Consider the following 20,276-nt stretch of genomic DNA (forward strand, 5'->3'; position numbering starts at 1 on the left):
CTTCCCCAGACCTTCAGCATTCGCGCTCCCTCACAAGTTCAACGTGGCGCAGATTTGCGCAAGTGCTCGGCCAATTGCTGCGCGGGCTTGGGCAGCGCCCGAAAGCTCCGGGCGCAGATCACGAGCCGCCGGTTGGCCCAGGAGTCCCTGATCCTGATGACATTGATCTTCATCGATCGCGCGCATCGCTTTGCCGCGACTTCAGGCATCACGCCAATCCCGATGCCGGCGGCGACCATCTGGCCGATCGCATCGAAACTGTTGAGCCGCGCGCGAAAGCGCAGCCTCGCACCGAGATGCGCGGCGTGTCCGCTGACATGGGCGTGCAGCGCGATCGAACTGATCAAGCCGACGAAATCGCGCTCGACAACTTCCGCGAAATCGACCTGCCGCCGATTAGCCAGTTCGTCGTTCCGCGCGGCAACCAGCACCAACCGATCCTCGCTGAACGGCATCCGCTCGATATTGTCTGCAAGCGCGTGTTCGGCGGCAAGCCCGAGATCGGCGGCACCGATGACGATGGCGCGTGCAATTTCGCTGCTTTCGCGTTCCTCGACATCGATCGAAATGTGAGGATGTGCAGCCAGAAAGCCCGCCAACGTCTTCGGCAGATATTCCGAAAGCCCCGACGTGTTGGCGAGGAAGCGGACGGTGGCCTTCATGCCGCGGGCAAAGTCGGCGAGATCGCCGCGCATGGTCTCGATGTTGTGGAGCACGATCCTGGCATGGTCGAGCAGGCTTTCGCCGGCCGGCGTCAACTCGACGCCGCGGCGGCCGCGCCTCAGCAGCGAAACACCGAGCGCTTCTTCCAGGCCCTTGATCCGTTCACTCGCCGACGCCAGCGCGAGATGGACCCGTTGCGCGCCATTGGTGATGCTTCGCGTCTCGGCGACCGCTATGAAGAGCTGAAGATCGACCAGATCGAAACGCATGGGGATTCCTTGTGGAGCCGTCATTGCGAGCGAAGCAATCCACTTCTCCACACGGGGATGGATGGATTGCTTCGTCGCTATCGCTCCTCGCAATGACGGAGACCAGACAGCATTCGCTTTTCCCGAAGGCTGTCTCCGTAATCTCCAGATTGTGCCCGATGCGCCAACAGGTCAAGGTCCGACCCATGTTCGATTCCATGCTCATTCTCATCGCCACGGCCTTCCTGCTGGCCGGTTTCATCAAGGGCGTGATCGGGCTCGGCCTGCCGACGGTATCGATGGGCCTGCTTGCGGTGACGATGCCGCCGGCGCAGGCGATTGCGATCGTGATCGTGCCGGCGATCGTCACCAATATCTGGCAGACTTTTGGCGGCCCGTATTTGCGCGACATCATGCGGCGGCTATGGCCGCTGATGGCCGGCACCGTCGCCGGTATCTGGCTGAACGCTGGACTTTTGACCGGCCCGTACGCGCCCTATGGCACCGTCGTTCTCGGCACGCTGCTGGTGATCTACGCGATCCTCGGTCTCAGCAAGCTTCACTTCAAGGTCGCACGCCGCGACGAGAAATGGATCGGCGGCATCGTCGGTCTGATCACCGGCGTGGTGTCGGCCGCAACCGGCGTTCAAGTGATTCCGTCGATGCCTTATCTGCAGGCGATCGGGATGGAAAAGGACGAACTGGTGCAGGCGCTCGGCGTGTTCTTTACCGTCGCCACGGTGGCGCTCGCCTTCAATCTCACCACCGCGGGCTTGCTGACGGCGGCAACTGCGCTACCCGGCGCGGTCGCGATGGTGGCGTCCTTTGCCGGCATGTTCATCGGACAGGCGGTGCGGAATCGCATGCAGCCGGACGTGTTCCGCCGCTGGTTCCTGATCGCGATGATCTTGCTCGGCCTCTATCTCGCCGGCAGCGCCTTCGTGAAAATCCACGGCTGAAGCATCAGCGCGCCTCCAGCATCGCCACGCGGATACCGAGATAGACGAACAGCCCGCCGAGTGCGCGGTTGATCCACGCCACCGCGCCGGCCGATTGCCGGATGCGGCCCGCGGCCCGGGCCGCGAAGGCGGCGATGCAAAAGCACCACAACGTGCCGCTGGTGATGAAGATCAGACCGAGCACCAGAAACGCCAAGGTCTTGTGGGCCGACTCCGCCGCCACGAACTGCGGCAGGAACGCCAGAAAGAACAGCGCCACCTTCGGATTGAGCACGTTGGTCAGGGCGCCCTGCCAGAACACGCGGGCAAGCGATGTCTCGCTGCCTGCCGAGCCATTGCCTGCCAGTCCCGCCTCCGCCAGCGGGCGCGAACGCGATAGCAGCATCTGGACACCCGTAAACAGCAGATAGGCGGCGCCGACCCATTTCAGGACCGCAAAGGCCGCGGACGACGCCATCAACAGCGCCGACAGGCCGATGGCGGCGCCGAACACGTGAACGAGGCAGCCGGCACTGATTCCGGTCGCTGCCGCCGCCCCGCCGCGCCATCCGAACTGGATGCTGCGACCGATAATGTAGGCCGTGTCCGGCCCCGGGGTGATATTGAGCAACAGGCCCGAGAGGATGAATAGCCAGAGTTGGTGAATGCCGAGCATCTCTATCATCATTTGACGGTTCCCTTGGCGCCAGCAACCCTGTTGCGCACATGCCAATCCCTTAGGGATTGCAGTACTATCATGAGCAAATCGGGCTTCCACCAGATTGCGCATATTTTATAAACATTGGAATTGGTTGGCTGACCGCGTAGTGGTTATCCTGCCCGTTCGGGTGTCATTGGGGATATAGTGGGGATATGGAAAGACGCCTGGCAGCCATCGTCTGCGCTGACGTCGCCGGCTACTCCCGAATGATGGGAGCCGACGAGGCGGGGACGCACGCCACGTTCAAGGCCCATCGAAGCGCGATCTATCCGATCATCCTCAATCACGGCGGCCGTCTGGTGAAGAACACCGGCGACGGCTTCCTCCTGGAGTTTCCCTCTATCGTCGGCGCCATCGAGGCCGCGGTCGCGATGCAGATGGTGATGGCGGAACGCAACGAGCACCTGCCCGCCGATCGCGCCATGCAGTTTCGCATGGGCATCCACATGGGCGACGTGATGGCCGACGAGGACGAGGTGTTCGGCGATGACGTCAACATTGCGGTCCGCCTCGAATCGGTTGCCGCCCCCGGCGGCGTGGCGGTTTCGGGCAAGGCCTGCCATGAAGCGGGCAAGCGCCTCAGCGTCACATTCGTCGACGCCGGTCCCTACCGGTTCAAGAACATCGAGGAGCCGATCCATGTCTGGACCTGGCAGCCCGGGGGGGCCGATGCCGTCGGCCCGGCACCCAAGGCCGCGTCCGAGACATCGGCTACCAACCTGCCTGCCCAATATCGCACCGCGATCGTGGGCGTGCTGCCGTTCACGAACTTGAGCGAAAGCGCGGACGAGTATTTTTCCGACGGGCTGACCGAGGACCTGATCCACGCGCTATCACTGCAATCGTTCTATCGGGTACTGAGCCGCAACTCGACGTTCTCGTTCAAGGGCAAGAATGTGAGCACGCGCCTGATCGCGCGCGAGATCGATGCCACCTACCTGATCCAGGGCTCGGTGCGCCGCGCCGCCAACAAGATCCGCGTCACCGCCGACTTGATCGCGCCCGAAACCGGCGAGCAGTTATGGACCGGCCGGTTCGACCGCGACATGGGCGATCTGTTCGCGATGCAGGACGAGCTCACCACCAGCCTGTCGGCGGCGATCGCGGCCGAAATCTACCGGGCGGAAGCGTCCGCCCCGCCCCGCTCCTCTTCGAACGACATCACCGCCTGGGATCGCTTCCTCAAGGGGCTGTCCTACTACTACCTGCACACCAAGGCAGACTACGAAACCTCGATCAGCCTGTTCAAGGAAGCCATCGCGCTCGATCCGACGCTGTCGATCGCACGCGCCTATCTCGCTACCATCCAGATCCAGGGCATTCAGTTCGGATGGATCAAGAGCACGCGCGAATTGTGGGACTCCGCGATGTGTCTTGCGGAGAGCAGCGTCCGGCTCGATCCCCGCTCGTCTTTCGCGTTTCAGATTCTGGCCTATCTGCACGCTGTCGAAGGACACTACGAGGCGGCAATGGATGCCGCAAAGCGCGCAGTCGGGCTCAATCCGTACGACATGGGTGCTCGCGGCGTGCTCGGCTTTTGTCATCTGATGAGTGGCGAACACCGGCAAGCCATCGAACTGTTTACGATGGCGGCGCAGCAAGGCAACAACGACCCTCGATATCAGTGGGCCGCCGTCAACGCGTTCAGCCATTACCTGCTCGGGCAATACGACGCTTCGCTGTCCTGGTCGCGCGAAGAGCTTTATGTCAATCCCAATCATCTCCAGGCGCTGGCGATACGGGCGGCAGCGCTCGCGCAGTTGGGACGAACCGCGGAAGCCGAGAGCGCGGCCAAGGTTCTGCTGAGCAACTATCCAAACCTGACCGTCGACCGGTACTTGCGGAACTTTCATTGGAAGTCGGCGGCCGACGTCGCGCACTACCGCGACGGCCTTGTGAAAGCCGGCATCCCCTTCACCAGATTGACCCTCGTCGAATCCTCGCCAAAGCTTGCCGCAGATTCCTGAGCGTGTGTGAGCCGGTCGGTTGACACAGCGTCGAATTCCGCCAAAACTTGCCACACCCTGAAGTAGCGCCCCCGCCGAATTTTCTTTTCAAAACCGTCATCCGCTCCGCGTCGGTGACAGGCCATTTTTCATATTCGGCGCCTTTGAGGATTTGAGCCATGTCAGACCACCACATTGCCACCGCCCCGGGCGCTGCGCCTGCCGGGCAGTCTCCCGTTTCGCCCAATAATCCCTGTCCCTTCCTGCGCGCCTTGGTCGCCAACGGCTATATCGACGGCCACGTCGTGCCGCTCTCGCAACTCTCCGAAATGATCGGATTGGCCAGCGGCGAAACCGGCTCGGCCCAAAAAGAGGTGCGGCGGAAAGCCTGGATGGTCGCCGTCATTGCCAACGGCCTCGGGCCGCTGCGCGTACTCAAGAGCGCAACGTCTGGCGCCGTGCTCGACGAGTTGCGCAACGGCCCGCTCGACAAGCATGGCGGCGGTTCACGCATTCTCGACGCCGAAGCGAACGTCCACGAAGACCAAATCGAACGGCTCGCCAGTTTCAGCAAGGACTGCAAAGATCCCGCTGGAGGCATCGAGATCGGGCTGACAGCGAAGGAGATCGAGGCCTTCATTGCAGACAATATCAAGCGCGACGGCGATGCAGCGCGCTGGTACTTCCCGATCCTGATGAAGGGCGAGTGGCCGGTCCTGTTGAAAATCCTCGGCAAGGGCGAAGGCGAGGCGCGCTACCTCAGCGTCGCCGAGGTCAGAACGCTGTTCGTCGAGAAGCGGCTGCCCGAGCGGATCACGGCACGGCTGCCGAAGCCGGCGGCCGCCAAGATGTGAGCTCTCGTGTCCCGGACGCGGTGCGGCGTGTAACGCTGCTCCGCAGCGCCGGGACCTACTTATGGACCCCGGATCGGCAGCGCACCACGCCGCTCGCCATAGCGCGTTGAAGACGCGCGTGAACGCGCTTATGGCGCTGCGCAGCATCCGGGGCACGCCGGCGCGTACTTGCGCAATCACTTGAACAGCGGCGTGCCCGGCACGAACGCATCGAACGCCGCCCAGAATTGCGAGCGATAGCGGTCCTGCTCCTGCAGGATCTCGTGCTTGGAGCCTGCGATCACCAAATGCGAGCCGGCGCGTAAGTGATAGGCGAATTCCTCGATCGCCGCCGTTGAAACGATGGTGTCGTTGCTGGCGGCGAGCATCAGGATCGGTTGGCGGATTTCGGACGGGTAGTTCACGCCGCGAAAGGTATTCATTGCCCTGAACGCGGTATCGGCCCAGGCCACCGTCGGCGAGCCAATGCCCAGCGTCGGGTCTTCTTCCAGGATCGCGGCGTTGCGGGCGTAGCGCACGGGATCGCTGGTGAAGGGGTTGTTGATGAAGGATTCCGTGCCGGTCAGCGCATCGCTGCCGCCGGGCACGTAGCGGCCGCCTTGCCCCATCAGCCGCATGATCCGAAGCAGCGCCCGGGTCGGAAACGACGTCGTGCGCCCCGGCAGATCGATCATCGGCGCCGACAGCACCATGCGGTCGAACCAGCGCTTTCCCGCATGCGCCACCCGCAGCATGACCGCGCCGCCCATCGAATGCGCCAGCGCGAAATAAGGCGGCGGACAATCCGGCAGCACCACCTGCTGCACGAAGGTCTCGACGTCCACTTCGAAATCGGAGAAGTCGCGGACATAGCCTTTGCGCGGATCACGCAGGCGGCGCGAGGAATGCCCCTGGCCGCGCCAGTCGATCATCGCCACTGCAAAGCCGCGATCGCGCAAGTCCCGCACCGTCTCGAAATATTTCTCGATCTGCTCGCTGCGCCCGGTGAAGACGCAGACCGTGCCCTTGCGCCCCGCCGGCGGCGCCCAGCGCGCGAACCTCAGTTCCGCGCCGTCGGGCGTCTTGATGATGCCCGAGACGACGTCCTCCGGAACCGGATTGGCGGGGATGGAGACAAGCGTCATGACGGGAACCGGCTAGGTGAAAAGGGCTAAAAATCAAGGCGGGAGCGTAAAAAAGGGCCTGTTTCGCCCCTCTTGAACGCCGTTTCACCCCTCCCATATCACTTCTGTGCAGGCCACTGCCAGTGTTTCGGAACCAAAGCCCAAGGCTCCAAAGACTGAGGCTGCACGGGACTAAAGCCCGGCCCAATGGCGGGCGGGTTATTGCAACAGTCGCTCAATGGAGGACTATCCTATGCGTACCTACGATCTTACCCCGTTTTATCGTTCCACCGTCGGCTTCGACCGCTTCTTCAACCTGCTCGATCAGGTGACCTCCGACGGCAGCCCCGGTTATCCGCCCTACAACATCGAGCGCACCGGTGAGAACGCCTACCGCATCAGCGTTGCGGTTTCCGGCTTCTCGCAGGGCGAGCTTTCGATCGTCGCGAAGGAAAACACGCTGACGATCAAGGGCGAGAAAACCGCCAACGAGAACGGCAAGGACAAATCCGAAGTGCTCTACCGCGGCATCGCCGCGCGCGCCTTCGAGCGCGTCTTCCAGCTTGCCGATTTCGTGCAGGTAAAGAACGCCTCGCTGGAGAACGGCCTGCTCCACGTCGATCTCGTCCGCGAGATCCCCGAGGCCAAGAAGCCGCGCAGCATTCCGATCAATTCGGGCGCGCAGGCCCCGCAGGTGGTCGACGCTTCCGTCGCCGCGTAACACGGTAGGTTCAGCCGGTATTGGCTGAACGCGAAAACGCCCCGGGCACCCGGGGCGTTTTTTTGTGCGCGCATAACGAAGACGGCGCAATCCGGCTCCGCTCATTAACAGCGAATTTAACTGATGTCCGCTTCTGCAACGACTATTTGACCGCGTGCCCCGGCACCGGCGGGACCGAGACGGGTAACGTTTGCAGTTCGACGACGTATTCACCTTTGCACCCAGCGCTTCAACAGACGTATCAAATCAGGAGAGATCGATGACAAGGTTACGAATCGTTGCGGCGCTCGCCGCCAGTGTGTTTGCAGGATCGTTTGGCGTACTCACCGCGCCGGCGCAGGCCGCGGCACCGGTCAAAGTGAAAAATGTCGTGCTGGTGCACGGCGCCTGGGCCGACGGATCGAGTTGGTCGAAAGTCATTCCGCGGCTGCAGGCAGCGGGACTTCACGTTACGGCCGTCCAAAATCCGCTGACGTCACTGGAAGATTCCGTAGCCGCCACGCGCCGCGCGCTGGCGCAGCAGGACGGGCCGACCGTGCTGGTGGCGCATTCCTGGGGCGGCACCGTGATCAGTGAAGTCGGCACCGACCCGAAGGTCACGGGGCTGGTCTATATCGCGGCCCGCGCGCCCGATGCGGGCGAGGACTTCGTGGCGCTCTCGCAGAAATTTCCAACGGGGCCGGCGCGGGCCGGCGTTCAGGAGCATGACGGCTTCACCAAATTGTCCGAGGACGCGTTCCTGAAATATTTCGCCAACGGCGTCGACCGGAAGACGGCGGAAGTCCTCTACGCCGTGCAGGAGCCGACCGCGGCATCCCTGTTCGCCAGCCGCACCACCGCGGCCGCCTGGCGCAGCAAGCCGAGCTGGTACGCCGTGTCGAAGCAGGACTACACTATCAATCCCGATCTCGAGCGGTATCTCGCCAAGCGGATGAATGCCACGACGGTCGAACTGGAGGCCGGCCACCTGTCGCTAGTCTCTCAGGCCGACAAGGTCGCCGACCTGATCCTAGCCGCCGCCGGCCAGCACGAATAGCGCATCGCAATGAAAAACGCCCCGGGGAGACCGGGGCGTTTTTGTATTGCCTGCGAACGCAGGGACCCATACCGTGTGATCTATCAATTAGCCGATATGGCAGACGCCCTTCGCAAAACGACCGCTGGTGGTTATGGGTCCCTGCGTTCGCAGGGACGACGATAGAGTTACTCCAGAGAGTTACTCCAGCCCCTGCACGTCAGGCATCGCCTGCGTCGGCGCAATCTGCGGCGCGGGCTTGGCCGGGACCGAACCCGTCACCGCCGGCGACGCTGCGGCCTGCGCTTCGGTCGGCTTCGGCGCAGGCGCGGCGGCCTGCTTGACCGGCGCCGATGCAGGTTTGGCGGCAATCGGACTGACCTTCGGCATCGGCACCGCGCGGCTTGACGCCTGGGAAGCCGGCCGCTGCGGCCGCGGCGCGGCCTGGACATTGGCCGGGGTGGCCGGCGCATGGGCCTGCGGCGGCGGAGCCCCCTGAGTTGCCGGAAGCGCGCTGTGCTCTTCGTAGAAATTGTCGCCCATCCGGGAGGACGGCACGAAACGGATGATCCGGCCGTTGCGTGCGTCGATCACCAGCCGGCCGTCCTCGCCGCCGCGGTCGAGCGCCGCAATCGTGTAAACGATGCCGCGCAGCCTCGGGATACCAAGCGGCGAGAATCCGTTATCGCGCAGCACGGAATAGACTTCCGTCGACGGCATCAGTCCCGGACCGTATCCATACTGGGGCGCGGCTCCGTAGCGCGGCCCGGGCTCGTCGTACGGCCCGGGAACCGGTTGCGGTGCCACCGCATAGGGAGCGTCGAAATCCGATGCCGCCCTGTATGGCGAGCGCCCGATCTCATAAGGCCCGGGCACCTGCGCCTGCGCGCCGCCCACAAGAAGGACCAGTCCCGCCGCCAAAGATCCCGTGAACAACTTCATCACCGAAAGCTCCTGTAAACCCCGCAGCCTCCGGACCGTAACCGGAGCATTTTGCTCACTCACCGACGGCCCAGGGCGAATTTCATTGCGAAATCCGGCGGTCCTTGGGCCGGATCGGGGCGCCGCTGCCGCAAACTCCAGCGGCTGGCTTTTCCCCCGGGCCACCAGACGCCGATCCGCATGCGGGCGAGGACTTTCACGCGCTTGTGTGATAAAGAAAAATTTGGCATGGTCGAAGTTAGGACAGTATCACTGTCTCAATTGCGGAGCCGTCCCGGCACAGGGATTGCAACGAAACCGTGGCGACACGAGCTCCAGGGCAGTGCAGGCAAGGCCGTTCCTCAGGGACGTTGAACGCCCAAGCCTGAATTTAAGAAATTGCGGCTCGCGGCGGACGAGCGGTGGCCCGGTGGGTGCCGCAAGCGTCCAAGGTGCGCCGACGATGCGGTGAGGCCCTTAGCCTTTTTGAGAGGAATGAGATGAGCGGGTCGGAATTCGAGCGCGAAAACATCGTGACAGAAACCCTGTCGGCGACCGCGGCTTCGAAACCGGCCGACATTGCGCGCGAGCATGACTGGCGCCCGCCGGCCGAGGGCCTGTACGACCTCGGCATGGAGAAGGATTCCTGCGGCGTCGGCTTCATCGCCAACATCAAGGGCCGCAAGTCGCATCAGATCGTCTCCGACGCGATCAGCATTCTCTGCAACCTCGAACATCGCGGCGCGGTCGGCGCCGATCCGCGCGCCGGCGACGGTGCCGGCATTCTGGTGCAGATCCCGCACGCGTTCTTTTCGCGCAAGACCGCCGAGCTCGGCTTCAAGCTGCCGGAGCCCGGCCACTACGCGATCGGCGCGCTGTTCATGCCGAAGGAGACGGCGTGGCGAAAAGTGATCCAGAGCATCATCGCCGAACAGATCAAGGAAGAGGGCCTCGTGCTGCTCGGCTGGCGCGATGTGCCGTCCGACAACGCTTCGCTCGGCGAAACCGTCAAGCCGACCGAACCCTACCACATGCAGGTCTTCATCGGCCGCAACGGCACGGCAAAGACCGAGGACGAGTTCGAGCGCAGGCTCTACATCCTGCGCAAGTCGATCTCGCAGGCGATCTACCAGCGCCGCGACCGCGGGCTCGCCGGCTATTACCCGGTCTCGCTGTCATGCCGCACCGTGATCTATAAGGGCATGTTCCTCGCCGACCAGCTCGGCAAGTACTATCCCGATCTGCACGAAGCGGATTTCGAGAGCGCGCTGGCGCTGGTGCATCAGCGCTTCTCGACCAACACCTTCCCGACCTGGTCGCTGGCGCATCCGTACCGGATGATCGCCCACAACGGCGAAATCAACACGCTGCGCGGCAACGTCAACTGGATGGCGGCGCGGCAGGCTTCCGTTCACTCGGAGCTCTACGGCAAGGACATCAGCCGCCTCTGGCCGATCTCCTACGAAGGCCAGAGCGACACCGCCTGCTTCGACAATGCACTCGAATTCCTGGTGCAGGGCGGTTACTCGCTGCCGCACGCCGTCATGATGATGATTCCGGAAGCGTGGGCTGGCAATCCCCTGATGGATGAGCAGCGCCGCGCTTTCTACGAATATCACGCCGCGCTGATGGAGCCGTGGGACGGCCCTGCCGCGATCGCGTTCACCGACGGCCGCCAGATCGGCGCCACGCTCGACCGCAACGGGCTCCGTCCCGCGCGCTATCTCGTCACCAAGGACGACCGCATCGTGATGGCGTCCGAAATGGGCGTACTGAAGATCCCGGAGGATGAGATCGTCACCAAGTGGCGGCTGCAACCCGGCAAGATGCTTTTGGTCGACCTCGAACAGGGACGCCTCATTCCCGACGCCGAGATCAAGGCGACGCTGGCCAAGAGCCACCCCTACAGCGACTGGCTGCATCGCACCCAGCTCGTGCTGGAGGAATTGCCCGATGCGCCCGTCAAGGGCATGCGTTCGAACCTGCCGTTGCTCGACCGGCAGCAGGCGTTCGGCTATTCGCAGGAAGACATCAACATCCTGATGACGCCGATGGCGGCGACCGGCGAGGAAGCCGCCGGCTCGATGGGCAACGATACGCCGATCTCGGCGCTGTCGGACCGGCCCAAGCCGTTGTTCACCTATTTCAAGCAGAACTTCGCGCAGGTCACCAACCCGCCGATCGACCCGATCCGCGAGGAACTCGTCATGAGCCTCGTCTCGATCATCGGGCCGCGGCCGAACCTGTTCGACCTGCAGGGCATGGCCTCGACCAAGCGGCTCGAGGTGCGCCAGCCGATCCTGACCGATGCGGACCTGGAGAAGATCCGCTCGATCTCCGATGTCGCTGACACCCATTTCAAGTCACGCACGCTCGACACCACATTCCATGCCGGCTTCGGCGCGGCGGGGATGGAGCAGGTGCTCGACGAACTCTGCGCGCGCGCCGAAGGCGCGGTGCGCGAAGGCGTCAACATCATCATCCTGTCCGACCGCATGGCGGGCACGGACCGGATTCCGATCCCCTCGCTGCTCGCCTGCGCCGCCGTGCATCATCATCTGATCCGCACCGGCTTGCGCACCTCGGTCGGCATCGTCGTCGAATCCGGCGAGCCGCGCGAGGTGCATCATTTCGCATGCCTGGCCGGCTACGGCGCCGAGGCGATCAATCCGTATCTGGCGTTCGAAACCATCATCGCGATGAAGGACCGCCTGCCGGGCGCGCTCGACGACTATGAAATCGTCAAGCGCTACATCAAGTCGATCGGCAAGGGCCTGCTCAAGGTGATGTCCAAGATGGGCATCTCGACCTACCAGTCCTATTGCGGCGCGCAGATTTTTGACGCCGTCGGGCTGAAGGCCGATTTCGTCGCGAAGTATTTTGCCGGCACCCACACCCGCATCGAGGGCGTGGGCCTGGTCGAAATCGCCGAGGAAACGGTGCGGCGCCATACGGATGCATTCGGAGACGCGCAGGTCTACAAGACCGCGCTCGATGTCGGCGGCGAATACGCCTACCGCACCCGCGGCGAGGATCACGCCTGGACGGCCGAGTCCGTCTCAGCGCTGCAGCATGCCGTGCGCGGCAACTCGCAGGAGCGCTATCGCGCGTTCGCGAAGATCCTCAACGAGCAGTCGGAGCGGCTGTTGACGCTGCGCGGCCTGTTCCGGATCAAGACCGCCGAGGACGAGAAGCGCAAGCCGGTGAAGCTCGACCAGGTCGAGCCAGCCTCCGAAATCGTCAAGCGTTTCGCCACGGGTGCGATGAGCTTCGGCTCGATCTCGCGCGAGGCGCACACCACGCTGGCGATCGCGATGAACCGGATCGGCGGCAAGTCGAACACCGGCGAAGGCGGCGAAGAGGCCGATCGGTTCAAGCCGATGCCGAACGGCGATTCAATGCGCTCGGCGATCAAGCAGGTCGCCTCGGGCCGCTTCGGCGTGACGACGGAATATCTCGTCAACTCCGACATGATGCAGATCAAGATGGCCCAGGGCGCCAAGCCCGGCGAAGGCGGCCAATTGCCTGGCCACAAGGTCGACGCGACGATCGCGCGCGTGCGGCATTCGACCCCCGGCGTTGGCCTAATCTCGCCGCCGCCGCATCACGACATCTATTCGATCGAGGATCTGGCGCAGCTCATCTACGATCTCAAGAACGTCAATCCGGACGGTCAGGTCTCGGTCAAGCTGGTTTCCGAAATCGGCGTCGGCACGGTGGCCGCGGGCGTTGCGAAAGCACGCGCCGACCATGTCACCATTGCGGGCTTCGAGGGCGGCACCGGTGCCTCCCCCCTCACCTCGATCAAGCACGCCGGCAGCCCGTGGGAGATCGGCCTTGCCGAGACCCACCAGACGCTGGTGCGCGAGCGGCTGCGTAGCCGCATCGTGGTCCAGGTCGACGGCGGCTTCCGCACCGGGCGCGACGTCGTGATCGGCGCGCTTCTCGGCGCCGACGAGTTCGGCTTCGCCACCGCGCCGCTGATCGCGGCCGGCTGCATCATGATGCGCAAGTGCCATCTCAACACCTGCCCGGTCGGCGTCGCGACCCAGGATCCGGTGCTGCGCAAGCGCTTCACCGGCCAGCCCGAGCACGTCATCAACTATTTCTTCTTCGTCGCCGAGGAAGTGCGCGAGATCATGGCGCAGCTCGGCTACAGGAAGTTCGACGAAATGGTCGGCCAGACCCAGATGCTCGACCAGTCCACGCTGGTGGCGCACTGGAAGGCCAAGGGGCTCGATTTCTCAAAACTCTTCGTCCGTCAGAAGGAAGAGAAGGGCCAGAAGATCTATCACGCCGAAGCCCAGAACCATCATCTGGAGAAGGTGCTCGACCGCCGCCTGATCGAGAAGGCGCAGGCCGCGCTCGACCGCGGCGCGCCGGTGAAAATCGAGGAAGAGATCAACAACACCGACCGCTCCGCCGGTGCGATGCTGTCCGGAGCCGTGGCGAAGATCTACGGCCATGCCGGGCTGCCGCATGACACCATTCATGTTAGCCTGAAGGGCACCGCAGGCCAGGCGTTCGGCGCGTGGCTGGCCAAGGGCGTCACCTTCGAGCTCGAAGGCGAAGGCAACGATTACGTCGGCAAGGGCCTGTCGGGCGGCCGCATCGTCGTCAAGCCGCCGAAGAATTCCGGCATCGTGCCGGAGGAGTCCATCATCGTCGGCAATACGGTGATGTACGGCGCGATCGAGGGCGAATGCTACTTCCGCGGCATCGCCGGCGAACGCTTTGCGGTGCGCAACTCCGGCGCGATCGCGGTCGTCGAAGGCGCCGGCGATCATTGCTGCGAATATATGACCGGCGGCATCGTCGTGGTGCTGGGCAAGACCGGCCGCAACTTCGCAGCCGGCATGTCCGGCGGCATCGCCTATGTGCTCGACGAGGCCGGCGACTTCGCAAAGCTCTGCAACATGGCGATGGTCGAACTGGAACCGGTGCTCTCGGAAGAGATGATCAACCAGAACACCTACCACCATTCCGGCGATCTCGAGCAGCATGGCCGGGTCGACGTGTTCCAGAACCTGCTCGACTCCGACATCGAGCGGCTGCACGTGCTGATCACGCGCCACGCCAAACTGGCTGGGTCGAAGAAGGCCGCCGAGATCCTCGCGAACTGGAAGGCCTGGCTGCCTAAATTCCGCAAGGTGATGCCGGTGGAATACCGCCGCGCGCTGAAGGAATTGAAGGTCGACGCCGACGCCGAACCGAAAATCGCGATCGGGGCTTAGTTACACCAGCCCGTCATTGCGAGCGCAGCGAAGCAATCCATAGCGCGACGAGCCGAACCATGGATTGCTTCGCGGCTCACGCTCCTCGCAGTGACGGAGGGTGACGGAAACAGATAGATGCGAACGAGAGATGCAGGGGCATCAGGTTTAATGGGCAAGATCACAGGTTTCCTCGAGATCGACCGGAACGAACGCAAGTATGTGCCGGTCGCCGAGCGGTTGAAGCATTATCGCGAATTCGTCATTCCCCTGAGCGAGAAGGACACCCGCGACCAGGCCGCGCGCTGCATGAACTGCGGCATCCCCTATTGCCACGGCACCGGCTCGGTGGCGCCGGGCACGCCGGGCTGCCCGGTCAATAACCAGATCCCCGATTTCAACGACCTCGTTTATCAGGGCAACTGGGAAGAAGCCTCGCGCAACCTGCACTCGACCAACAATTTCCCGGAGTTCACCGGCCGCATCTGCCCGGCGCCGTGCGAGGCGTCCTGCACGCTCAACATCGACGACAACCCGGTCACCATCAAGACGATCGAATGCGCGATCGTCGACCGCGCCTGGGACAATGGCTGGCTGAAGCCGGAAGTCGCGCAGGCCAAGACCGGCAAGAAGGTCGCGATCGTCGGCTCCGGACCTGCGGGCCTTGCGGCCGCGCAGCAACTCGCGCGAGCCGGCCATGACGTCCATGTCTACGAGAAGTTCGCCAAGGCCGGCGGATTGCTTCGTTACGGCATTCCCGACTTCAAGATGGAAAAGCATATCATCGACCGCCGCGTGGCGCAGATGGAGGCCGAGGGCGTGACGTTCCATTACGGCGTCCATATCGGCGGCACTTCACAAGGCGCGATCGATCCGCGCGAGCTGCTCAACCAGTATGACGCGGTAGCCTTGACCGGCGGCGCCGAAGCCGGCCGCGATCTGCCGATCCCCGGCCGCGATCTCGACGGCATCCATTTTGCGATGGACTTCCTGCCGCAGCAGAACCGCCGCGTCTCCTCCGAGCCGCTCGGCGACGTCAAGGATATCCTGGCCGGCGGCAAGCATGTCGTCGTGATCGGCGGTGGCGACACCGGTTCCGACTGCATCGGAACTTCGTTCCGGCAGGGTGCGAAGTCCGTGACCCAGCTCGAGATCATGCCGGCGCCGCCCGAGCACGAGAACAAGGGCGTGACCTGGCCGAACTGGCCCTTGAAGATGCGGACCTCGTCGAGCCAGGCCGAGGGCGCGAGCCGCGAATACGCGGTGCTGACGCAAAAATTCTCGGGCGTCGACGGCAAGGTGCAAAAGCTGCACTGCGTGAAGGTCGACGACAAGTTCAAGCCGATTGCGGGCACCGAATTCGAGCTCGAAGCGCAGCTCGTGCTGCTCGCCATGGGCTTCGTGCACCCGGTGCACGAAGGCATGCTGAAGACGCTCGGCGTCGACCTCGACCAGCGCGGCAACGTCCGCGCCAACATGGCCGACTACAAGACCTCGCTGCCGAACGTCTTCTCCGCCGGCGACATGCGCCGCGGGCAATCGCTGGTGGTGTGGGCAATCCGTGAGGGGCGTCTGTGCGCGCGAGCGATCGATCAGTATTTGATGGGGACGACGACGCTGCCGCGGTAGCACAACACCCAAAGCTTTTTTGTGTTACCTCGTGCCCCGGACGCGGTGCAGCGTGTAACGCTGCTCCGCAGAGCCGGGACCCATGGCGCCGCTCGCATGGACCCCGGATCAGCAGCGCATCACTTCGTGCTGCGCAGCATCCGGGGAACGCACGCGGAGAGCCGAGCGCCTAGTTCTGCAGCCGCACCCCCAGCATCACCACAGTCGACGCCGTGCTATTCCCCACCAGGTTCGAATCCAGCCAGTCGCGCCGCAGCGTGCCCCTGAGCCAGACGTTGCGGTTCATCTTGTAGATGGCCTCGCCCGACACCGCGTAGATCTTGTCGCGCCTGGGATTGCCCTGATAGTCGAGCGAGCCCCAGGTGAACTTGCCGATCGCGGTCAGCCAGCGGCGGAAGTCGTGGTCGACTTCGACGGTGTAGACATGCGTCAGGACGCCCGACGTGCCTGGCAGCGTGGTCTCCGTGATCGTGGTGTCGGAATAGAATTTTGCCGTCGTCAGCGGCGTCGCGGTCCAGACCAGCGAGGACGAGACGAGCAGGCCTTCCAGGCGATCGAGCCTCGGATCGACATAGTCGCGCGCGGCATAGCCGACGGCGATTTCGCCGGTCAATAGCCGCGAGAATTCGACGCTGGTGCCGCCCTTGACATAGCCGCCACTGGAATCGCGCGCAAATCCGCTGCGGTCGAGCCTGACGTCATGCACGCGGCTGTCGCCCTGCACTTCCACGAACGGCTTTATGCCCGGCTTCAAGTCATAGCTGGCGCGGCCGACGCCGCCGTACTGGCTGAAATTGCGGTCGTCGTTGGTCGTTGAAGTGCCGTCGGTGAGCTTTGAATTGGTATAGTCGGTGCGGTCGACAGTGGCGCCGGCGGAAACCTGCAGCCGGTTGAAGCTCTGGTCGACGCCGATAGTCGTGCCAACCGTGGTGAGGATCGGATATCTGGCGAGACCGGCCTGCACGTTCGGGCTGCCGGGATTGTCGGTCGAGACGAACAAGCGTCCCTGCGCGGTCAGCCTCGTGTTCTGGCTGACGTCGAGCCGGCCGTCGACATGGCCGAGGAAGTTGGGCCGGTCGACATCGAGCGGCGCCGACAGCGGCGTGCCGTCGGCGTTCGGCGTGAGGTTGCTGGTATAGCCAGTGAAGGAGCCGCGGAGATCGGCCACCAGCGCATGGCGCTCCCAGTCGGAGATCACCAAAAATTCCGGCGCGATCACATAGAACGGCTTGCCTTGCGCCGGGGCGAGCCGGCCGGGATTGGTATCGTAGCCGCCGGAGAATTCGACCGCCGACTTGATCAGGAAGCTGCCGGCGTAATCGCCGACTGCGCCAAACGGATCGTCATCGATCCTGAGACGCTTGCGCGGCGGCTGTCCCACGACCGTGCCCGCCATCGCCGGTGGGATGGGGGTTTTGTACGCTGATTCCGATGGGGCAATCGACAGCCGCAGCCGCGTGTTCGACGCAATCGGCGACGGCGGACTACCGGGTCCGACCGGCGGCTTCGGCTTCGCCTGCCCCGGATAATATTTCGGCTTCTTGCGCTTGCGGTTCAGCGAATCGTAGCCGATGTCGGCGGCGCCGCTCGCGGCCGGCAGACCGTATTTCGGGATCTGTCCGATCCGCGACGGCGCGGGCTTGTCGCTCTCTTGCAGCTTCGGGCTGTTGAGGGGATCGTTCACCTCCGCCGCCGTCCGGTGCAGCGGCGAATCCGGCGGCAGCATCTGACTGGTCCGCCTTGAGCTGAACAGGTCCGGCGTGAGGGTTTGCGCTCGCGCTGCGGTTCCGGTCAGGACGATCAGCGCAAGGCACGGCAAGGCTGCGCGGAAGAGGCGCGCGCGGCCGTTCCGGCCCGATGCTGGCCCCGCCATCACGATAAAATATACCCCAACAAAAACAGATACTTGGTGGACGAACGCCGAACGCTCGCGGAACACGTCGTTAATGGAGTTAAAACAATTATGGTTAATGAGCCGTTGAGGGCGGCAGCCCCGCGTCGCTTCGCCGGACGGCCCATGCTATGCAGGGTTCGGGGCGCGAAGCCCCTCCTTCCCTGGGACAGACATGGCCAACCCGAATCCGCTGATGGTACAATCATCCGGCTCTGGACCCGCTGATGCCGCCGTCCAATCGGCGCTGCGCACGCTCGATGCCGAGGGCAGCGGCATCGCCGCGATTGCGGCGGCGCTGCAGTCCGACCTTCGCGCACCCTTTGTCGCTGCCGTCGATCTGATCCGGAACGCCAAGGGACGGCTGATCGTCACCGGGCTCGGCAAGTCGGGCCATATCGGCCGCAAGATCGCCGCGACCTTCGCCTCCACCGGCACGCCCGCCTTTTTTGTCCATGCGGCCGAAGCGAGCCATGGCGACCTCGGCATGATCACGCCGGACGACGTCATCCTAGCGCTATCGTGGTCCGGCGAGCAGCCGGAGATGAAGAATCTGATCACCTATGCCAAGCGCTTCCGCATTCCCGTGATCGCCATGACGGCGGAGCGCGAATCTTCCCTCGCCAAGGCGGCCGGCATCGCGCTGACGCTGCCGAAGGCCCGTGAGGCCTGCCCGCACAATCTCGCGCCGACCACCTCCTCCCTGATGATGCTGGCGCTCGGCGACGCGCTGGCGATCGCATTGCTGGAAGGCCGCGGCTTTACCTCGGTCGATTTCAGCGTGCTGCATCCCGGCGGCAAGCTCGGCGCGCTCCTGAAATACACCCGCGACCTCATGCATACCGGCGACGCGGTGCCGCTGAAGCCGCTCGGCACCAGCATGTCCGAGGCGCTGGTCGAGATGACGTCCAAGGGCTTTGGCTGTGTCGGTATTGTCGACGCACGCGGACACATCGTCGGCATTGTCACCGACGGTGACCTGCGCCGCCATATGGGGCCGCAGCTCATGTCGGCCACCGTCGACGAGGTAATGACGAGGAATCCGAAGACGATCGACCGCGACGTGCTGGCCGGCGAGGCGCTGGAGATCCTCAACTCCTCGAAGATCACGACGCTGATCGTGACCGACGCCAGCAAGCCGATCGGCATCGTGCACCTGCACGATTTCCTGCGCGCGGGAGTGGCGTAACTCCCGACCTCTCCACGTCATTGCGAGGAGCGCAAGCGACGAAGCAATCCACCTATCCGTTATGCCGCGAGATGGATTGCTTCGCGGAGCCTGTCATCGGGCGCGCATTCGCGCGACCCGGTGGTTCGCAATGACGGGGTTAGGCCTTCGGAAACCGCACCGCGTTCTCCTCCAGCGGCAGTGCCAGTCCGTTCGCGAGATACGACACGGTGCGATAGAATCCGCACAGCAGGATGGTCTCGAATATTTTCGCCTCGTCGTAATGCGCCGACAGCACCGCGAATTCGGCTTCATCAAGCGTGGCGCGCTCGTGCAGCGCGTCGACCGCGGCGATCAGGGCCTGCTCCGCTGGCGACCAGCATGCGTCGGTGGCGGCGCCGAGCACGGTGGCGCGGATCTGCGCTTCCGTCAGATGCGCGGCCTCCGCGAACGTCGTAACATGCACGCCCCATTCGTACTCGCAGCCTGTTCGCGCGCAGGTACGGTCGATGACGATCTCGCGCTCCCGCAAACTGAGCGGGCCGCGATCCAGCAGGCTGCCGGCGCGGAATTTCTCCCAGGCCCGCGCATTGCCCGCCATGACGCGAAACAGCACCAGCGGCGGCGCGCCGCGCATGATGCGGTCGAACTGCTCGGCAATGTCAGGTGCATAAGGCGGCTCAAGTGGCGCGATGCGCGGCACGGATTGTGACACGGCCAACCTCCATTGCTACTAATACAGTAGCAATGCTACACTTTTGGTAGCATAATGCAAGGAGATGATGGAGCGCTAAGCAGCCGCCACCGTCAGGCTGGCGCCATCGGCCTGCACCACCCTGACCCGGCTGCCGGCCGGCGCGTCAGGGCCGGCGACGCGCCAGACCGTGTCGTCGATCCGCACGGTGCCGGTGCCGCCGACGATCGGCTTTTCCAGCGTGAATTCCCGGCCGATCAGCGCCTTGGTCCGGTTGTTGAGAAACGGGTTGCTCAGGCTGCGGCTGCCCTCGCTGCGCGCAAAGTGCCGCCATGCCGGTACCGCGGCAACCGCGAACACGGCAAACATCAGGAGTTGCGTCTGCCAGGACGGGCTGATCGCAAACGACACGAGCCCGACCAATAGCGCCGCGAGCCCGAGCCAGAACATGAAGACTCCCGGCGCGAGCAACTCCAGCGCCATCAGGACGAAGCCGAAGATCAGCCAATTCCAGGTGCCTAACGTCGAAAATATGTCGGTCATGACACGAA

At 63.9% G+C, this 20,276-nt stretch carries 15 protein-coding genes; 8 read left to right on the top strand and 7 right to left on the bottom strand.

The window, feature by feature from the left end; genetic code table 11:
* Positions 1 to 38: 38 nt before the first annotated feature.
* The gene (locus V1278_RS33780; protein ID WP_334383702.1) at positions 39 to 932 is read right to left on the bottom strand and encodes a LysR substrate-binding domain-containing protein; all 894 of its coding nucleotides are present in this window, start codon (positions 930 to 932) and stop codon (positions 39 to 41) included.
* A gap of 185 nt (positions 933 to 1,117) precedes the next feature.
* On the opposite strand from V1278_RS33780, the gene V1278_RS33785 reads away from it, so the two are divergent.
* Positions 1,118 to 1,870 carry a sulfite exporter TauE/SafE family protein gene (locus tag V1278_RS33785; RefSeq protein WP_334383703.1) on the top strand — a complete coding sequence of 251 codons (753 nt, stop codon included), beginning with the start codon at positions 1,118 to 1,120 and terminating at the stop codon, positions 1,868 to 1,870.
* A 4-nt stretch (positions 1,871 to 1,874) separates the two neighbouring features.
* Here the strand turns inward: V1278_RS33785 and V1278_RS33790 are convergent, their stop codons facing one another.
* Positions 1,875 to 2,525, bottom strand: a complete 651-nt coding sequence (locus V1278_RS33790) for a LysE family translocator (RefSeq protein ID WP_334384312.1) — start codon at positions 2,523 to 2,525, stop codon at positions 1,875 to 1,877.
* A gap of 197 nt (positions 2,526 to 2,722) precedes the next feature.
* Here V1278_RS33790 and V1278_RS33795 point away from each other — a divergent pair, with 197 nt between their 5' ends.
* Positions 2,723 to 4,537 (top strand): tetratricopeptide repeat protein, encoded by a 1,815-nt coding sequence (locus V1278_RS33795; RefSeq protein WP_334366632.1) that lies wholly within the window; start codon positions 2,723 to 2,725, stop codon positions 4,535 to 4,537.
* Positions 4,538 to 4,695: 158 nt separating this feature from the next.
* Positions 4,696 to 5,370 carry a hypothetical protein gene (locus V1278_RS33800; RefSeq protein ID WP_334383704.1) on the top strand — a complete coding sequence of 225 codons (675 nt, stop codon included), beginning with the start codon at positions 4,696 to 4,698 and terminating at the stop codon, positions 5,368 to 5,370.
* Positions 5,371 to 5,546: 176 nt separating this feature from the next.
* Here V1278_RS33800 and V1278_RS33805 read toward each other — a convergent pair whose 3' ends face one another.
* A complete protein-coding gene (locus tag V1278_RS33805; protein WP_334383705.1) occupies positions 5,547 to 6,494 on the bottom strand; it encodes an alpha/beta hydrolase in 948 nt (315 codons plus the stop codon).
* A 232-nt stretch (positions 6,495 to 6,726) separates the two neighbouring features.
* On the opposite strand from V1278_RS33805, the gene V1278_RS33810 reads away from it, so the two are divergent.
* Positions 6,727 to 7,194, top strand: a complete 468-nt coding sequence (locus V1278_RS33810) for an Hsp20 family protein (RefSeq protein ID WP_028350462.1) — start codon at positions 6,727 to 6,729, stop codon at positions 7,192 to 7,194.
* A gap of 259 nt (positions 7,195 to 7,453) precedes the next feature.
* Positions 7,454 to 8,230 (top strand): alpha/beta fold hydrolase, encoded by a 777-nt coding sequence (locus tag V1278_RS33815; RefSeq protein ID WP_334383706.1) that lies wholly within the window; start codon positions 7,454 to 7,456, stop codon positions 8,228 to 8,230.
* 180 nt (positions 8,231 to 8,410) lie between these two features.
* Here the strand turns inward: V1278_RS33815 and V1278_RS33820 are convergent, their stop codons facing one another.
* The gene (locus V1278_RS33820) at positions 8,411 to 9,151 is read right to left on the bottom strand and encodes a hypothetical protein (RefSeq protein ID WP_334383707.1); all 741 of its coding nucleotides are present in this window, start codon (positions 9,149 to 9,151) and stop codon (positions 8,411 to 8,413) included.
* A gap of 479 nt (positions 9,152 to 9,630) precedes the next feature.
* On the opposite strand from V1278_RS33820, the gene gltB reads away from it, so the two are divergent.
* Positions 9,631 to 14,364, top strand: a complete 4,734-nt coding sequence (gene gltB, locus V1278_RS33825; protein WP_334383708.1) for a glutamate synthase large subunit — start codon at positions 9,631 to 9,633, stop codon at positions 14,362 to 14,364.
* A gap of 150 nt (positions 14,365 to 14,514) precedes the next feature.
* Entirely contained in the window at positions 14,515 to 15,972 is a 1,458-nt protein-coding gene (locus V1278_RS33830) for a glutamate synthase subunit beta (RefSeq protein ID WP_334383709.1), read from the top strand.
* A gap of 169 nt (positions 15,973 to 16,141) precedes the next feature.
* On the opposite strand, the gene V1278_RS33835 is transcribed toward V1278_RS33830, so the two are convergent.
* Positions 16,142 to 17,845, bottom strand: coding sequence for an outer membrane beta-barrel protein (locus V1278_RS33835; protein ID WP_334384314.1), 1,704 nt, complete (start codon positions 17,843 to 17,845; stop codon positions 16,142 to 16,144).
* Between the two features lie 193 nt (positions 17,846 to 18,038).
* On the opposite strand from V1278_RS33835, the gene V1278_RS33840 reads away from it, so the two are divergent.
* Positions 18,039 to 19,052, top strand: coding sequence for a KpsF/GutQ family sugar-phosphate isomerase (locus tag V1278_RS33840; RefSeq protein WP_334383710.1), 1,014 nt, complete (start codon positions 18,039 to 18,041; stop codon positions 19,050 to 19,052).
* A gap of 139 nt (positions 19,053 to 19,191) precedes the next feature.
* Here the strand turns inward: V1278_RS33840 and V1278_RS33845 are convergent, their stop codons facing one another.
* On the bottom strand, positions 19,192 to 19,746 hold the full coding sequence (locus V1278_RS33845) for a carboxymuconolactone decarboxylase family protein (RefSeq protein WP_334383711.1): 555 nt from the start codon (positions 19,744 to 19,746) through the stop codon (positions 19,192 to 19,194).
* Between the two features lie 75 nt (positions 19,747 to 19,821).
* Positions 19,822 to 20,268 carry an NfeD family protein gene (locus V1278_RS33850; RefSeq protein ID WP_334366623.1) on the bottom strand — a complete coding sequence of 149 codons (447 nt, stop codon included), beginning with the start codon at positions 20,266 to 20,268 and terminating at the stop codon, positions 19,822 to 19,824.
* Positions 20,269 to 20,276 lie beyond the last annotated feature (8 nt).

This window comes from Bradyrhizobium sp. AZCC 1577 (genome assembly GCF_036924575.1).
Lineage (GTDB): Bacteria > Pseudomonadota > Alphaproteobacteria > Rhizobiales > Xanthobacteraceae > Bradyrhizobium.

Coding starts and splice junctions, on each gene's coding strand:
- V1278_RS33780 (WP_334383702.1), bottom strand. CDS start 932: ATGCGTTTCGATCTGGTCGATCTTCAGCTCTTCATAGCGGTCGCCGAG.
- V1278_RS33785 (WP_334383703.1), top strand. CDS start 1,118: ATGTTCGATTCCATGCTCATTCTCATCGCCACGGCCTTCCTGCTGGCC.
- V1278_RS33790 (WP_334384312.1), bottom strand. CDS start 2,525: ATGCTCGGCATTCACCAACTCTGGCTATTCATCCTCTCGGGCCTGTTG.
- V1278_RS33795 (WP_334366632.1), top strand. CDS start 2,723: ATGGAAAGACGCCTGGCAGCCATCGTCTGCGCTGACGTCGCCGGCTAC.
- V1278_RS33800 (WP_334383704.1), top strand. CDS start 4,696: ATGTCAGACCACCACATTGCCACCGCCCCGGGCGCTGCGCCTGCCGGG.
- V1278_RS33805 (WP_334383705.1), bottom strand. CDS start 6,494: ATGACGCTTGTCTCCATCCCCGCCAATCCGGTTCCGGAGGACGTCGTC.
- V1278_RS33810 (WP_028350462.1), top strand. CDS start 6,727: ATGCGTACCTACGATCTTACCCCGTTTTATCGTTCCACCGTCGGCTTC.
- V1278_RS33815 (WP_334383706.1), top strand. CDS start 7,454: ATGACAAGGTTACGAATCGTTGCGGCGCTCGCCGCCAGTGTGTTTGCA.
- V1278_RS33820 (WP_334383707.1), bottom strand. CDS start 9,151: ATGAAGTTGTTCACGGGATCTTTGGCGGCGGGACTGGTCCTTCTTGTG.
- gltB (WP_334383708.1), top strand. CDS start 9,631: ATGAGCGGGTCGGAATTCGAGCGCGAAAACATCGTGACAGAAACCCTG.
- V1278_RS33830 (WP_334383709.1), top strand. CDS start 14,515: ATGGGCAAGATCACAGGTTTCCTCGAGATCGACCGGAACGAACGCAAG.
- V1278_RS33835 (WP_334384314.1), bottom strand. CDS start 17,845: ATGGCGGGGCCAGCATCGGGCCGGAACGGCCGCGCGCGCCTCTTCCGC.
- V1278_RS33840 (WP_334383710.1), top strand. CDS start 18,039: ATGGCCAACCCGAATCCGCTGATGGTACAATCATCCGGCTCTGGACCC.
- V1278_RS33850 (WP_334366623.1), bottom strand. CDS start 20,268: ATGACCGACATATTTTCGACGTTAGGCACCTGGAATTGGCTGATCTTC.